The sequence below is a fragment of the Ruminococcus sp. AF20-12LB genome (assembly GCF_003478985.1).
Classification (GTDB): Bacteria; Bacillota; Clostridia; order Lachnospirales; family Lachnospiraceae; genus Blautia_A.
The window spans coordinates 143,689-159,924 of sequence record NZ_QUGH01000009.1 but is presented as its reverse complement, the minus strand read 5'-3'; the positions used below and the strand labels follow the sequence as shown (position 1 = coordinate 159,924).

The window sequence follows — 16,236 nt, the reverse complement described above, 5'->3', positions numbered from 1 at the left end:
AATAAAAATAAATTTAAAAAGAAAAATAATACAAATAAAATAACTGAAAAATCAGATAATATCGGAACCAGATAAAAGGTATAGACCAAAACCTTTTAGGACAAGCTACCCTCATAAACATAAGAAGAAAATCAGAAAGTGCAGGAGATCATAAACAGTATTATTATTTTCAAGGAGGGAAAAACTTATGCTACGTTATCTGCCTGTTCGAAAAGTTCATGCAAGACAGGTCCTTGATTCCAGGGGGAATCCTACAGTGGAAGCAGAAGTGACTGTAGGTGAAGGAATTGTGGGGATCAACGGATACACAGGAAGAGCCATGGTGCCGTCCGGAGCATCTACAGGTAAATTTGAGGCTGTGGAGCTGCGGGATGGAAACCGTGAGGAATATCTGGGCCAGAGTGTAAAAAAAGCAGTGGAAAATATCAATACACGTCTGGCAGATGCCATTATCGGAGAGAATGCCCTGAACCAGGCATGGATCGACCATCTTCTGATCGAAACCGACGGAACGGAGAACAAAAGCAGTGCAGGAGCCAATGCCACACTGGCAGTATCTCTGGCAGCAGCCCGTGCAGCAGCCGGGGCCCTTCGGCTTCCTCTTTATCAGTATCTGGGCGGCTGCCATACCATGCAGCTTCCGGTACCGATGATGAATATTTTAAACGGGGGAAAGCATGCGGACAATACGGTAGATCTTCAGGAGTTTATGATCATGCCAACCGGAGCTGACTGCCTGGAAAAGGGTATCCGCATGTGTGTGGAAGTCTACCAGCACTTAAAGCTTCTTCTCCGGGAAAAAGGACTCTCCACAGCGGTTGGAGATGAAGGCGGCTTTGCTCCGGATCTTTCAGATTCGGAGGAAGTGCTTACCCTGATCGTTCACGCTATAGAAAAAGCAGGATATAAACCAGGAGAAGAGATCACCATTGCCATTGATGCAGCCTCCAGCGAGCTTTATGATGAGGAAAAGGGCGTGTACTTTTTCCCTGGGGAGAGCCGCATGAAAGGAGAAAAGATCTACCGGGATGCTGGTGAGATGACAGAGTATTATGAAAAACTTGTGGAAAAATTTCCCATTGTTTCCATTGAAGACGGTCTCTGGGAGGATGACTGGGAAGGCTGGAAATATCTGACGGAACACTTGGGAAAAAAGATCCAGCTGGTAGGCGACGATCTGTTTGTCACCAATATCAAACGGCTGCACTGCGGCATCGGGCTTGATGTTGCCAATGCTATCCTTATTAAGGTAAACCAGATCGGAACTCTCACGGAAACTCTGGATGCGGTGGAGATGGCTCAGCATGCCGGGTATCGTGCAGTGATCTCTCACAGGTCCGGGGAAACAGAGGATTCCTTTATCGCAGATCTGGCAGTTGCCTGTGGGGCAGGACAGATCAAAACTGGCGCACCCTGCCGTTCGGACCGGAATGCCAAATATAATCAGCTTCTGCGGATCCATGAACAGCTAGGAATTCTTGGAAGATATACAGATCCTTTTGCAAAAAAATCTCAGAAAAAGCCCTGCATAAAATAAACGGAAAATGGTTGAAATCCCGGTTTAGCTATGGTAAAATAACCTCTAGTTGATTAGGAGGTGTAACCGCGTGAACATTTTGAAGATTATTCTGACTGTAATTTATGCAATAGATTGTATCGCTCTGACTGTTGTCGTACTGATGCAGGAGGGCAAGCAGCAGGGTCTTGGCTCTATCGCCGGAGTAGCTGATACTTACTGGGGTAAGAATAAGGGCCGTTCCATGGAAGGTGGTCTTGTAAGAGGTACCATTATCATGGGAGTTATTTTCTTTGTACTGTCAGTCGTACTGAACATTATCTGATCTGCCAGGGGCAGAACGGAAGTTGGTAACACTCTTGCTGCGTTAGCATGCAGAAGAAACTCGGATGGGGACTTCTTTTGTTAATCAGCAGGAGTGTTTTTGCGTTGATACAGGGGCACGGGTGAGCCTTCCTTCGGAATGATAACAGGGTAAAAATGAAATATAAATATGAAACAGGAGAAAATGTGAAAAGATCGAAAAATTTTGAAAAAAGAAAAAAATTTATAATGGAGCTTCTGGGAGATCCGCTGTATAAGCCCATGCGCCTGCGTGAGATCGCATCCCTCCTTCAACTGGATAAGAGTGAGAAAAAAGAACTTTTTGACGTGCTGGACGAGCTTTGCGCCCAGGGCAAGGCTGAAGTAGATAATAAAGGAAGATACAGCAAGATTTCCGGCAAGCGCAGAGACAGACGAAAGAATAAAGAAGCTCTGAAGGCAGAAAAGCCGGAGCGTGGCCGTAAGGGAAGAGAACACAAAGAGAAGAATCATGAGGAATATCGTTTCTCTGAGAAGGACGGAACCCTCATGGAGGGAACTTTTATTGGCCATTACAAGGGCTTTGGCTTTGTGGAAGTGGAGGATCAGGAACAGGATATTTTTATTCCGGAAAATGACACGGGAAGCGCCATGCATCAGGATAAGGTGCAGATCCTTGTACGGAACGGACATAAAGAGGGAAAACGTCAGGAAGGTGTTGTGCTGAAGGTTCTGGAAAGGGGAATGCCTTCGATCGTGGGAACATACCAGAGCAGTCGTGATTATGGCTTTGTGATCAGTGATAACCCCAAATTTTCCAAAGACATCTTTATTTCCAGAAAAAACTCCATGGGAGCAAAGGACGGAGACAAGGTAGTTGCAGAGATCACAGATTACGGCTCGAGAAACCGGAAGCCGGAAGGAAAGATCACAGAGGTGCTGGGAAACTTACGTTCACCTGGAACAGATATCCTTGCTATTGTGAAGAGCTTTAACATACCAAGTGTATTTCCTGACAAAGTACTTCGCCAGGCTGATCGTGTGCCGGATCATGTACAGGAAGCGGATCTGGATGGAAGACTGGATCTCAGAAATCTTGTTACAGTTACCATTGACGGTGAGGATGCAAAGGATCTGGATGATGCAATTTCCCTGACAAAGGAGGATGGAATCTACCATCTGGGTGTGCACATCGCAGACGTGAGCAACTATGTTCAGGGCGGCAGTGCCCTTGACAGAGAGGCACTGAAGCGAGGAACTTCCGTCTATCTTGCAGACCGTGTCATTCCCATGCTTCCGGAGCGACTTTCCAACGGTATCTGTTCTCTGAACCAGGGACAGGACCGTCTGACTTTAAGCTGTCTGATGGATGTTAATGAAAAAGGAAAGGTGATTTCCCATAAGATCGCAGAAACAGTGATCCGTGTAGATGAGCGTATGTGTTACACAGATGTGAAAAATATTCTGGAAGATACCGATGATGTGGCGAAGAAACGCTATGAAGCTCTGATCCCTATGTTTTTCCTGATGAAAGAGCTTTCCGGGATCCTGCGCAGTTGTCGACATACAAGAGGTTCCATTGATTTTGATTTTCCGGAGAGTAAGATCATCCTGAATGCTGCAGGAAGAGCTATTGATGTGCAGCCTTATGAGGCCAATGTGGCAACCAGGATCATTGAGGATTTTATGCTTCTTGCCAATGAAACAGTTGCACAGGAATACTGCACCGGAGATTATCCTTTTGTATACAGAACTCATGAAAATCCGGATCCGGAAAAGATTGAAAGTCTTCTGATGCTTCTTCATAATGAAGGAGTCAACATACAGAAATCCGGACAGGAGATCACGCCTGGTGAGATCCAGGAGATCCTGGAAAGTATTGAGGGAATGCCCAATGAGGCACAGATCAGCCGCCTGACCTTGCGTACCATGAAACAGGCAAAATATACTACGGAATGCAGCGGACATTTCGGACTTGCAGCGAAGTATTACTGCCACTTTACTTCTCCGATCCGAAGATATCCGGATCTTCAGATCCACAGGATCATCCATGACCGTCTGAGAGGCCGACTGGTAAGGGAAGGACGTACCGAGCATTACAAGGAAATCCTGGATGAAGTGGCACGCCAGTCCAGTGTATGCGAACGGCGTGCAGACGAAGCGGAAAGAGAATCCGATAAGCTGAAGAAAGCAGAGTATATGTCCTATCATCTTGGAGAGGAGTATGAGGGGATCATTTCCGGCGTTACAGGATGGGGACTTTATGTGGAGCTTCCGAATACCGTGGAAGGACTGATCCATATCAATACATTACGAGATGACTATTATGTATTTGACCAGGATGCATATGAACTGCGGGGAGACATGACAGGAAGGATCTTCCGCCTTGGGCAGAAGGTCCGTGTCCGTGTGGCAGATGCGGATAAAATGCTGAAAACCGTGGATTTTGTCCTGGCTGAGGAAGACTGAGGGAGCGCGAAATGGCAAAAAAAACAGGAATGAAACTGATCGCAAATAATAAAAAGGCTTTTCATGATTATTTTATCGAGGATACTTATGAGGCCGGGATCGCACTTGCAGGAACCGAGGTGAAATCCTTACGTTCCGGTAAATGCAGCATCAAGGAGGCCTTTGTCCGTGTGGAAAACGGAGAAGTTTATGTATATGGAATGCATATCACTCCTTATGAGAAAGGAAATATTTTTAACAAAGATCCTCTTCGTGTGCGTAAGCTTCTGCTGCATCGCTACGAGATCAATAAGATCGAAGCTAAATTAAAGGAAAAAGGACTGACTTTGGTACCACTGAAGGTTTATTTCAAGGACAGTCTGGTAAAAATAGAGATTGGCATGGCGCGTGGTAAAAAGCTTTACGACAAGCGCCAGGATATTGCAAAGAAGGATCAGAGAAGAGAAGCGGAGCGGGACTTTAAAGTAAAAAATCTTTATTGATCAGCTGATTTCAACCGAAAAAATAAAAGTATGATAAAATGCGGGGAATGAGAAATGACAGAGGTACAGGACAGACGTAAAAAAACGGTAGAAGCATCAATGACGGAGCAGGTTCATCTGATCATGCAGCAGCATCTGAACGGAGGCGGAAGACTTTTTGGCGGAGCACTGATGCAGTGGCTGGATGAGGTTGCCGGAGTGGTAGCTATGCGTCATGCGGAGACATATCGGGTAGTAACTGCGGCAGTGGACAATCTTCAGTTCAAGCATGCGATCTATGAGGGAGAGATCGTAGTACTTAAGGGATATGTGACTTATGTGGGAAGAACTTCCATGGAGGTTGAGATCGATACGTATGTGGAACAGCCGGATGGCATGCGTCATACTGTAAACCGGGCATTTTTTGTGATGGTGGCTGTAGATGAAGACCAGAAACCGATCCAGGTACCGGAACTGATCATTACCACAGAAGCGGAAAAAGCCCGGAATGAAGCTGCGAAAATGCGTCGTGATATGCGCAGGCAGCGAAAGGAAAACGGATTCTGACCTCAGCTGTTCCAATTAGAAACATCAAGACGTACCGCGCGAATTATGCGATCAGCATAAGTTCTGTGCATCGCGAAGCGTGTTGCTGAGAACGGAATGAACAGTAACAAAATATCTAAAGATTCTGTGAAATTCAGAACGGTCAGGTTGACAAGAAAGTGATACTCTGTAATAATAGAAAAGGAAAACCTGACAGAGAATAGGACCATTTAATATGGAGGAGATATAATGAAAAAACGCTATTTGATTCTTGCCGGAATTCTTGCAGCGAGCATGCTTGCAGCCGGTTGCGGAAAGAAGAACTCTGTGGCACCGGAGCAGAAGGTGGAGGCAACGGCAACCCCGACGGTAACGGAAGCTGCAAAAACGGATGTGGTGGAGATGCAGACCTCTGCTGATGAAACAGCAAATATCAAGAATGTAATGGGAACCAAGAGTGAGACCACTACCAGTATTGTATTTACCAACAAGATGAACTCCACGATTTCTGCAATTTATGTCCGTCCTACCAGAGATGATGGCGATGACAGCGATGAGACCTGGGGAAGTGATCTTGTAAATGGTAAATTCACACTGGCTTCCAACGACAAGGCTGTTTATTATATGGAGAAGAGCCAGAAGGATGATAACGGGGATACAGCAACAAGTTTTGATGTAAGAATCACATTTTCTGACGAAGATCAGAATGAATGTTTCTTCCGCCAGCTGCCGCTTCTGACAATCTCACAGCTGAGTCTTTGTATGGATGGTGAGGGTGAAGACGGAATCCCATATGCTACATATCTGGCGAGCGGAAGCACCAAAGAGGTGTCTACCCTGAAGGATGTAAAGGCAAGGCTTGGCATTGAGGATGAAAGTGACAGTGACAGTACAGATTCTTCGGACAGTACGGTCGTGACTCCGACTCCGAAGAACTCTGATAATAATGGAGGCAGTACAGACAGCAGTTCGTCCGGCATTTCGGACTCCACATCCACACCGGATCATCCAACATCTGCACCGGCTTCCTCTGATTCTTCTGATGCACCGGATCCTACGGAAGCACCATCCGGCGAGGATGATCCGTCATCTGTAGCAGCAAGATATATTGGTCGGCCCATGTCTGAACTTGAGAATGCATGCGGCAGCCCAAATGGTAGTGATTATGAGGACGAGCCGGAGTCCGGTAAGACAGGTTATTATTATTATGATACGTTTACGGTATCCACAACTTTTGATGATGACGGCAATGAAGTTGTATCCGGCGTATGGTAAAGGAGAATAAACATATGAAAAGAGTGTTACTGAAATTAAGCGGAGAGGCTCTTGCAGGAGAGCAGAAGAGAGGCTTTGATGAAGCAACTGTTACAGAGGTTGCCAAACAGATCAAGACTATAGTGGATGAAGGACTTCAGGTTGGTATCGTGATCGGAGGCGGAAATTTCTGGAGAGGACGTACCAGCGGAGCCATGGACAGAAGCAAGGCAGATCAGATCGGCATGCTTGCTACTATCATGAACTGTATCTATGTGTCTGACATCTGCAGATATGTGGGACTTAAGACAGAGGTGTTCACCCCGTTTGTATGTGGCGCATTTACCACACTTTATTCCAAGGATGCGGTAGAGGAGAGCTTCGCAGAAGGAAAGGTTGTATTCTTTGCAGGTGGTACCGGCCATCCGTATTTCTCTACAGATACAGCTACTGTACTTCGTGCTGTTGAGATCGGCGCAGATGCCATTCTTCTTGCCAAGGCTGTTGACGGAATCTATGACAGTGATCCGAAGGTAAATCCGGATGCCAAGAAGTATGATGAGATTTCCATTGATGAAGTAGTTGCAAAGAAGCTGGCAGCTATGGATCTTACCGCTTCCATCATGTGTATGGAGCAGAAGATGCCGATGCTGGTATTCGGCCTTGATGAAAAGGACAGCATCGTCAATACCGTACATGGCAAGTTCTCCGGAACAAAGGTAACCGTGTGATCAAAAGGGAATAATAAAAAATAACCATACAGGGAGATATGTGAAATGGATGAGAGAATTCAGGCATACGAAACAAAAATGGGAAAAACACTGAATGCTTTGGAGAGTGAGCTGACAACCATCAGAGCCGGCCGTGCAAACCCGCATATTCTTGACAAACTTACCGTAGATTATTATGGAGCACCAACTCCGCTCCAGCAGGTTGCAAACATTTCTGTACCGGAGGCACGTATGATCCAGATCCAACCGTGGGAATCCAGCATGATCAAAGCGATTGAAAAAGCGATCCTTTGCTCTGATCTGGGATTAAACCCGAGCAACGATGGAAAAATGATCCGCCTTGTTTTCCCGGAGCTTACCGAGGAGCGTCGTAAAGAGCTGGTGAAGGACGTTAAGAAAAAAGGTGAGGGTGCCAAGGTTGCAGTAAGAAATATCCGTCGTGATGCCAACGATGCATTTAAGAAGCTTGCAAAACAGGATGTTTCTGAGGATGAGATCAAAGAGCTTGAGGATCAGATTCAGAAACTTACAGATAAGTACATCAAGGAAGTTGACAAGGCGATCGAGAACAAGTCTAAAGAGATTCTGACTGTATAAGTGTAAGAAATACGAGGATAGAGAGGGCTTCTTTGAAGAAGCTCTCTTTCTGTATGGAGGAGATTTATGAACGTACCAAATCATATCGCGATCATTCTGGACGGAAACGGACGCTGGGCAAAGGAACGTGGAATGCCGAGAACCTACGGACATGTAAAGGGATGTGCCAATCTGGAAAACATTTGTTATGATATCAAAGACCTTGGTGTGAAATATCTTACGGTCTACGCTTTTTCCACAGAAAACTGGAAACGATCCAGAGAAGAAGTGGAGGCACTGATGAAACTGTTTCGTGGTTATCTTAAGAAATGTATCAAGATTTCCAAGAAAAATAATATGAAGATGAAAGTCATCGGAGATATTACTGCCTTTGCACCGGATATCCAGAAGAGTGTCCGGGAATTAGAGGAATATTCCAAAGATTTTGACGGTATTTATTTTCAGTTGGCATTAAATTACGGAAGCCGTGATGAGATCCGCCGTGGAATGCAGAGGATGGCACAGGATGTAAAAGACGGAAAAGTTGAGCCGGACAGCATTACAGAAGATACTATTGAGAGCTATCTGGATACTGCAGGTGTACCGGATCCGGATCTTTTGATCCGTACAAGCGGGGAGCAGCGGCTTTCCAATTTTCTGCTCTGGCAGCTTGCTTATTCCGAGTTTTATTTTACACCGGTTGCATGGCCGGATTTCAATAAAGAAGAGCTGATCAAAGCCATCGAGAAATACAATCAGAGAGACAGACGCTACGGTGGCGTCAAGGAGGAGTAGATCATGTTTAAGACAAGACTGATAAGTGGTATCGTCCTTGTCATTATTGCCCTGGCAACTATCATTTCCGGAAGCTGGATCTTATTTTTTACACTTCTGGCTGTTTCATTGATCGGAATGAGAGAACTTTACAAGGTAATGAAGGTAAGTGATGAGCATGTTACCGTGCTGGAACTTGTAGGATATCTTGGAGCAGTGCTTTATTATATTGCCATGAAAGCTGATTTCGGAAATTACGGAACTATGGCGATCATCATCAGTATGATTCTGATCCTGTTTGTTTACGTATTCGGTTATCCGAAATATCATGCGGAACAGGTGATGGCAGCATTCTTTGGAGTTGTATATGTTGCTGTGATGCTTTCCTTTATCTATCTTACCAGAAGCCTTCCGGATGGAAAATTCCTGGTCTGGCTGATATTCCTGTGCTCCTGGGGATGTGACACCTGTGCTTACTGTGTGGGAATGCTTATCGGAAAGCATAAAATGGCGCCGGTTTTAAGCCCGAAAAAATCCATCGAGGGAGCTGTAGGAGGCGTTGCGGGAGCGGCGCTTCTTGGAGTGATCTATGCAGCGGCAACACAGGGAAAAATGGCTGAGTATGCCTTGATCTGCGCAGTTGGAGCTCTGATTTCCATGGTGGGTGATCTGGCTGCATCTGCGATCAAAAGAAACCAGAACATCAAGGACTATGGAAAGCTGATCCCGGGCCATGGAGGAATCCTGGACCGTTTTGACAGTGTGATCATCACAGCCCCTGTTATTTACTATCTTGCAAAAACGATTCTTGGAATTTAGGAGACATTGAAATGAAGAATATTGCAATCTTAGGTTCTACCGGCTCCATCGGGACCCAGACACTGGATGTGGCAAGAAAAAACGAAGATATTCGTGTTGTTGCAGTCAGTGCAGGCAAAAGTGTGGAGAAACTGGAAGAGCAGATCCGGGAGTTTCATCCACTTCTGGCAGCAGTCTGGGATGAAAAAGCAGCCCAGGATCTGAAAACGCGTATTGCGGACACGGATACAAAGGTAGTCAGCGGAATGGAGGGACTTCTGGAGCTTGCGTCCATGCCGGAATCAGAAATTCTTGTCACTGCGATCGTGGGAATGATCGGAATCCGTCCTACGATGGAGGGAATCCGTGCCGGAAAGGACATTGCCCTGGCAAATAAGGAAACCCTTGTCACAGCCGGTCATCTGATCATGCCGATGGCAAAAAAGTATGGCGTATCTATCCTTCCGGTAGATAGTGAACACAGTGCTATTTTCCAGGCTATCCACGGAGAAGAAAACAAAGAGATTCACAAGCTTCTGATCACGGCATCCGGTGGCCCCTTCCGCGGACGTACCACAGAAGAGCTGCGAAAGGTCACTGTTGCAGATACTCTGAAGCATCCAAACTGGGTAATGGGACGAAAGATCACCGTAGATTCTGCAACCCTGGTAAACAAAGGGCTGGAAGTTATGGAAGCCAAATGGTTGTTTGACATGGATCTGGATCATATTCAGGTGGTGGTGCAGCCACAGAGTATCATCCATTCCATGGTGGAGTTTAAAGATGGTGCGATCATGGCACAGCTTGGAACTCCGGATATGAGACTTCCGATCCAGTACGCTTTGTACTATCCACACAGACGATATCTGGACGGAGATCGCCTTGACTTCACAAAGCTTCATGAGATCACATTTGAGGTTCCGGATATGGAGACATTCCGGGGACTGCCTATGGCGATCCAGGCGTCCCGGGAGGGCGGAAGTATGCCGACTGTCTTTAATGCAGCCAATGAGCTTGCAGTAAAGAAATTCCTGGAGGAAAAGATCGGTTTTCTGGATATTTATGAGATTATTGCACAGTCTATGGAAAGACATAAAAAAATCGCACATCCGGATCTGGATGAGATCCTTTCTGTAGAGCAGGATACTTATCAGTGGATCGAAAGCAGGTGGTAAATTGAGATTTGTGATTGCTGTAATTATTTTCAGCGTTGTGATACTGATCCATGAGCTGGGACATTTTCTTCTGGCAAAAAAGAATCACATCGAGGTATTGGAATTTTCTCTTGGTATGGGACCCAGGATCATAAGTACAGTAAAGGGTGGTACACGTTATTCTGTGAAATTGTTTCCTCTTGGAGGCTCCTGTGCCATGGCCGGAGAGGATGCGGAAGATGACAGTCCGGGAACCTTTAATTCTGCTCCTGTGTGGGGCAGGATCGCAGTGGTTGCTGCCGGTCCGGTATTTAATTTTCTTCTGGCATTTATTTTGTCTGTGATCATTGTGGGCTGTATGGGCTATGATCCGGCAACCGTATTAGAAGTAACCCAAAATTCTGCTGCGGATAAGGCAGGATTGAAAAAGGGTGATGTGATCACGGAATATCAGGGCTACCATATTGATCTGGGGAAAGATCTCTATGTATATTCGTATCTCAATGAACTGAAAGAGGGAGATACTATTCGGCTGAAAGTAAAACGTGATGGAAAGAAACTGGAGATTTCCTATAAACCAGATATAAATGTGCGGTATCTTCTTGGCTTTAACCGTTCTGATGTAAATTCCATGACTGTGGAATCACTGATCAAGGGAATGCCTTTGGAAGAAGCAGGTCTGGAAGCCGGTGATGTAATCACGAAGATCAATGGTGTGGAGGTTCCGGACGGAAATGCATATGAAAAATACATCGAAGAGCATCCGTTATCCAATGAACCTGTGACGATCACCTATGAGCGCAACGGACTGGAATATGAGGCAGAGATAACGCCAAGGGAATACAGAACACCGGTTTCCGGTTTTGGATATAACACATACAGTGAAAAAACTTCCGGCTTTAATGTTCTGAAATATGGTGCTGTGGAAGTAAAATACATGATCCGTACTACGATCTTAAGCCTGAAAGAGCTTGTGACCGGTAACCTTGGAATGAAAGACTTAAGTGGTCCTGTGGGTGTTGTGGATGCCATTGGCGACACTTACGAACAGTCCAAAAGTGAGGGAACGCTGATGGTCTGGATGAATTTGTTGAATATGGCAGTCCTTCTTTCTGCAAACCTGGGAGTGATGAACCTTCTTCCTCTTCCTGCGCTGGATGGAGGGAGGCTGGTATTTCTGGTGACAGAAGCGATCCGGAGAAAACCGGTAAACCGTCAGGTAGAAGGCATGATCCATTTTGCGGGACTGATGCTTTTGATGGCGTTGATGGTTATAGTTATGTATAATGATATTCTGAAGATATTCTGATGAGGATTATGGAGTAAAGATATATAAAAGATGGAATGGTCAGGAAAATGTCCGGATTGTTCCATCTTTTTTTAGTGAAACATATGAAACCAAGATGAAACACATGAAACAAGATTGACATTTTATTTGGGACTTTGTACAATCAAAAATGTAGATGACGATATTAAATCGTGTAAAATACCAAAAGAAATAAAAAATAAATTTCAAATAATAAGAAAAATCACATAAGGAGATGAGACAATGGCAGGTACAATCAGAAAGATTGCACAAATGGCACATGTGTCTCCAGCAACTGTTTCAAGATATTTTTCAGGACAGAATGTGGTGAGTGATGAATTATCCAGAAGAATTGAGGAGGCAGCTAATACGGTTGGTTATGTGCCAAATCATCCAACGCGTAAGTCAGATGGTGTGATCGTAGTTCTGATTCCTAATCTGGAATTTGGATATTTCAGTGAATCCATAAAGGAGATTATCCGGCAGATGCCAAAATACAAATGTAGAGTGATATTTCTTCCTACATTTCCGGGAGATGACAGTTATAAGAGTATCCTGAAGGAATTGTATGTGATGGGAGTTATTTATCTGGAGGAGGAGATTGACCGTGAGGTGATACGATATATCCGGGCAAAGAATATCAAAGTGGTTATGCTGGGAGGCGCAGCTTTTGATAGTAGATGCGATATGGTACACATTAATGATATGATGGCTGCTTACGAGGGAATGAAATATCTTCTTGAAATGGGACACAGGAAGATACTGATTCTGACTGATCTTTCTACAAGCATCAGTTCAGGATTCCAGCGGTTAGTTGGCTGTAAGAAGGCAATGGAGGAATATGGACTTATGTTCAGTGATGACATGGCAGAATACGGTCAGCTTACCTTCGAAAAAGGCTATCGATCTATGAACAGTGCATTGCGAAAGAAAAAGAAGTTCACTGCAGTATTTGCTTTTTCCGATGAGACTGCGGTAGGAGCAATTACAGCGTTAAATGAACATGGCCTGAAGGTTCCGGAAGATGTATCCGTTTTGGGATTCGATGGATTAAGTATATCAGAGCGGGTGGTTCCTAAACTTACTACGATTTATCAGCCCCTGGATAAGATGGTGGAATGGACTCTTGAGATTTTGTGTAACAAAAGTAGAAACAGAGAAGAAAATATAGAGTATACACTACCCTATAAATTATTGGAAAGAGGAACTGTACTCAGAAGGGAGGAAATATAAAATGGGGGGGAAGAGCTTTAAAGATATTCTTTGGAGAATATTTAGATTTGTTTTCTTGGGATTTATGGCACTGATCTCAGTAGGACCATTGGTATGGATCGTGATGTCATCCTTTAAATCCAATAAGGAGATCCTATCATCTGCATTTGCACTGCCTACATCATTAAGCTTTGATGGTTATAAGGCTGCATTGGACTTGGCTCCAATTTTTAAGTTTTATGGAAACAGTGTTGTGATTTCTTTTACAAGTACCCTGCTAAATATCCTGATTGTTTCCATGGCTGCCTATGTGTTGGCCAGATATACGTTTAAGGGAAGTACCTTTATCACACTGCTTTTATCTGCGTCTCTTCTTGTACCTACTTCGGCACTTCTGATGCCAATCTATAAGATCATGATGGGAATCGGATTGTTTGATACAAGGTCAGGGCTTGTACTTGTGTATGCGGCACTGGGACTTCCTACTTCACTTTTTGTATTCAAAAGCTATTTTCAGGGCATCCCCAAGGAACTGGAAGAAGCTGCCTATATTGACGGAGCCGGGTTTTATCGGACATTCTTTGTAATTGTATTTCCGCTGGCTAAATCAGGACTTGCAACAGGGGCAATTTTACAGTTCCTGACGTCATGGAATGAGTTCATGTTCGGACTCGTTCTTACCAAGAGCACAGAAGTAAGAACCCTTCCTCTTGCTCTGAATTATTTCACATCTCAGTTTTCGTTTAACTATACGGCGATGTTTGCGGCATTGACTATGGTAATTCTACCAAGCATTGTAATCTATGTATTGCTGCAGGAACAGGTTACTACCAGTATGGTAGCTGGATCTGTCAAAGGTTGAAGATGAAATTTTATAAATCAAATAAAAGGAGGCAATTAATATGAAAACAAAAAAGGTGATGGCCACAGTATTGTCAGCAGTGACAGCATTATCCATGGCAGGAGGCATGGCCACAACAGTAAAAGCGGATGATGTGACAGAAATCACATTTCCTACATCCTGGGTTGGTGTCAGTGTTAATACAGAATGGTTCCAGGATCGTCTGGAAGCTTTTAATGAGGAGTACGGTGACAGTATCAAGGTCAATGTGGAAGAAATCGCAGGTGATCAGAACTATGTGGATAAGCTGAAAGTTCTGTATTCTTCCAATTCTCTTCCAGATACATTCAGCACAGGTGGATATAATCTGATTGATTCAATGAAGGATCAACTTGTCGACCTTACTGATTATGTAGATGATGACTGGAAAAAACTTGCAACTGACACATGTTGGGATGTAAACTCCCGCGATGGTAAGATTTATGGAATTCCTTATACCAGACAGGTAATAGGATACTTTTACAACAAAGATCTCTTTGCTCAGGCAGGAATTGAGAAACCGGCAAAGACATGGGACGAGTTCTTTGAGCAGTGTGACAAGCTTGTGGATGCAGGCATTACACCACTTTCCATGGATACCGCCGATTCCGGTTGGGTAACTTCACTGATGCTTGGTGCTATGATTGGTGAGAGCGATGAGGGAGAACAGTTTATGAATACAATGCTCCCGACAGATTATAATACAAAAGAATTTATCGATGCAGCAACCAGGATTCAGACCATGTTTCAGAAATATACAACTCCGGATGCAGTTGGTGGAAAATATGAGAATGCTGCAAGCAACTTCTTTATGGGACAGACAGCTATCATCGCAAATGGTCCTTGGATGATTAGCGATTTCTATGATACTTCTATGGTTGAAGATGGATTTGCAGATAAAGTCGGTACTGCAATGTATCCTGGTGATGTTATGTATAACAGTGGAAAAATTGGCTTTAATGTTGCTTCCAAGGACGAGAAAACACTGGATGCAACTCTTAAATTTGTTAAATTCCTCACAAACGAGGAGAGCCAGCTTAAAATGCTTGAAATTACAGGCGATATTCCGGCTATGGAGGGTCTTACATCTGATAATGTAAAGCCACTTGTAAATGAAGTCATCGCAAACGGCGATAAAGCAGCGCACAGCATTAATGATTTCCAGAGCCTTTGGTATGCAAATGTAGTGGATGAGATCAGTATTCAGTATCCGCTCCTTGCGCAGGGAGAAATTACTCCGGAAGAGTTCGCACAGGCTCTTACAGACGCTGCACAGAAAAACTGATAATTATATGATTTCCGCGGCTTCGGCAGGACATACCTTCTTCTGAAGTCGCCGGAGGTTAAGAACAGACTGAAACAGGAGAGATGAGAAATGAAAGTTAAAAAATGGAAACTGGCAAGCTTTCTTTTGCCGTGTCTGCTCCTTTTTGCATTGATTTACCTAGCTCCGATGTGTATGGTGTTTGGAAGTTCATTTTTTGAATGGAAAGCAGGCGGTGTATTTAAATTTATTGGACTGGATAATTATATCAATGCTTTCCGGAACGACGCACGAATGCTTACAGCACTGAAGAATACGGGAATCTGGGTTGTGCTTCAGTCTGTTGTGCATGTGATGCTAGGAACTGTGATCGCGTTTATGCTTTCAAAAAGAAAAAAAGGTTGGAAAGTCCTCAGAACTATCTATATGATCCCGAATGTGGTATCTGCAGCGGCACTGGCTGTTATTTTCTTGAATGTATTTAATGCGCAGTATGGTATTATCAATTCTTTTGTAAAAACAGTAACCGGGAAACCATTTATGAAAAACTGGTTCTTTGATCAGAACAGTGCCTTTATCACAGTTACATGGAGCTGGCTTCTGTATACGGGAATGATCATCATTCTTGTGCTTGCAGGTGTTCTGTCCATTCCCGAGGATGTTGTGGAAGCGGCCAAGATCGATGGTGCCACAGACATGCAGATCAATATGAAGATTCGTCTCCCGCTGATCCGTACTATTATTGGAACCTGTGAGATTCTGGCGGCAACCAGTATGCTGAGAGAATTTGAACTCATTTATCTGACAACCAACGGAGGTCCGGGAGATACAACACTGAATCTTCCGCTATACCTGTACAAAACATCTATGACAGATAATAATTATGGTTATGCCAACATGATGGGAGTGATTCTTATTATTGCAGGGGTAATTGTAGTAAGTGCCATTAATCGGTTGTTTAAGATGAATGAGGCAGACTACTAAAAAGACAG

At 44.3% G+C, this 16,236-nt stretch carries 16 protein-coding genes; all 16 read left to right on the top strand.

The features are described from left to right. Window positions 1–187 precede the first annotated feature (187 nt). The 16 genes from eno to DWX61_RS12525 all read left to right on the top strand — a co-directional run bounded on the left by eno (window position 188) and on the right by DWX61_RS12525 (window position 16,228). The gene (gene eno / locus DWX61_RS12600) at window positions 188–1,537 is read left to right on the top strand and encodes a phosphopyruvate hydratase (RefSeq protein ID WP_118625627.1); all 1,350 of its coding nucleotides are present in this window, start codon (window positions 188–190) and stop codon (window positions 1,535–1,537) included. 70 nt (window positions 1,538–1,607) lie between these two features. Next, window positions 1,608–1,841, top strand: coding sequence for a preprotein translocase subunit SecG (secG, locus tag DWX61_RS12595; RefSeq protein WP_118515926.1), 234 nt, complete (start codon window positions 1,608–1,610; stop codon window positions 1,839–1,841). A 185-nt stretch (window positions 1,842–2,026) separates the two neighbouring features. After that, entirely contained in the window at window positions 2,027–4,288 is a 2,262-nt protein-coding gene (gene rnr, locus DWX61_RS12590) for a ribonuclease R (protein ID WP_330674923.1), read from the top strand. A gap of 11 nt (window positions 4,289–4,299) precedes the next feature. After that, on the top strand, window positions 4,300–4,770 hold the full coding sequence (gene smpB, locus DWX61_RS12585) for an SsrA-binding protein SmpB (RefSeq protein ID WP_021652954.1): 471 nt from the start codon (window positions 4,300–4,302) through the stop codon (window positions 4,768–4,770). A gap of 54 nt (window positions 4,771–4,824) precedes the next feature. Continuing rightward, on the top strand, window positions 4,825–5,316 hold the full coding sequence (locus DWX61_RS12580; RefSeq protein ID WP_270427559.1) for an acyl-CoA thioesterase: 492 nt from the start codon (window positions 4,825–4,827) through the stop codon (window positions 5,314–5,316). A gap of 228 nt (window positions 5,317–5,544) precedes the next feature. Next, window positions 5,545–6,570, top strand: coding sequence for a hypothetical protein (locus DWX61_RS12575; protein ID WP_118625623.1), 1,026 nt, complete (start codon window positions 5,545–5,547; stop codon window positions 6,568–6,570). A gap of 14 nt (window positions 6,571–6,584) precedes the next feature. Next, a complete protein-coding gene (gene pyrH / locus DWX61_RS12570) occupies window positions 6,585–7,280 on the top strand; it encodes a UMP kinase (protein WP_021976283.1) in 696 nt (231 codons plus the stop codon). A 45-nt stretch (window positions 7,281–7,325) separates the two neighbouring features. Then, entirely contained in the window at window positions 7,326–7,877 is a 552-nt protein-coding gene (gene frr / locus DWX61_RS12565; protein WP_118515929.1) for a ribosome recycling factor, read from the top strand. Window positions 7,878–7,943: 66 nt separating this feature from the next. After that, a complete protein-coding gene (uppS, locus tag DWX61_RS12560; RefSeq protein WP_118515930.1) occupies window positions 7,944–8,651 on the top strand; it encodes an undecaprenyl pyrophosphate synthase in 708 nt (235 codons plus the stop codon). Window positions 8,652–8,654: 3 nt separating this feature from the next. After that, window positions 8,655–9,449: a phosphatidate cytidylyltransferase gene (locus DWX61_RS12555; RefSeq protein ID WP_021652949.1), complete on the top strand. Its 795-nt coding sequence runs from the start codon at window positions 8,655–8,657 to the stop codon at window positions 9,447–9,449. Window positions 9,450–9,460: 11 nt separating this feature from the next. Next, window positions 9,461–10,603, top strand: coding sequence for a 1-deoxy-D-xylulose-5-phosphate reductoisomerase (gene dxr / locus DWX61_RS12550; protein WP_118625621.1), 1,143 nt, complete (start codon window positions 9,461–9,463; stop codon window positions 10,601–10,603). Between the two features lie 10 nt (window positions 10,604–10,613). Next, window positions 10,614–11,891, top strand: coding sequence for an RIP metalloprotease RseP (gene rseP, locus DWX61_RS12545; RefSeq protein WP_286188081.1), 1,278 nt, complete (start codon window positions 10,614–10,616; stop codon window positions 11,889–11,891). 240 nt (window positions 11,892–12,131) lie between these two features. After that, a complete protein-coding gene (locus DWX61_RS12540; RefSeq protein WP_270390605.1) occupies window positions 12,132–13,121 on the top strand; it encodes a LacI family DNA-binding transcriptional regulator in 990 nt (329 codons plus the stop codon). Between the two features lies 1 nt (window position 13,122). Further along, window positions 13,123–13,962: a carbohydrate ABC transporter permease gene (locus tag DWX61_RS12535; protein WP_118625617.1), complete on the top strand. Its 840-nt coding sequence runs from the start codon at window positions 13,123–13,125 to the stop codon at window positions 13,960–13,962. Between the two features lie 40 nt (window positions 13,963–14,002). Next, a complete protein-coding gene (locus DWX61_RS12530; RefSeq protein WP_118625615.1) occupies window positions 14,003–15,265 on the top strand; it encodes an ABC transporter substrate-binding protein in 1,263 nt (420 codons plus the stop codon). A gap of 90 nt (window positions 15,266–15,355) precedes the next feature. After that, the gene (locus tag DWX61_RS12525) at window positions 15,356–16,228 is read left to right on the top strand and encodes a carbohydrate ABC transporter permease (RefSeq protein ID WP_110103627.1); all 873 of its coding nucleotides are present in this window, start codon (window positions 15,356–15,358) and stop codon (window positions 16,226–16,228) included. Window positions 16,229–16,236: the final 8 nt, after the last annotated feature.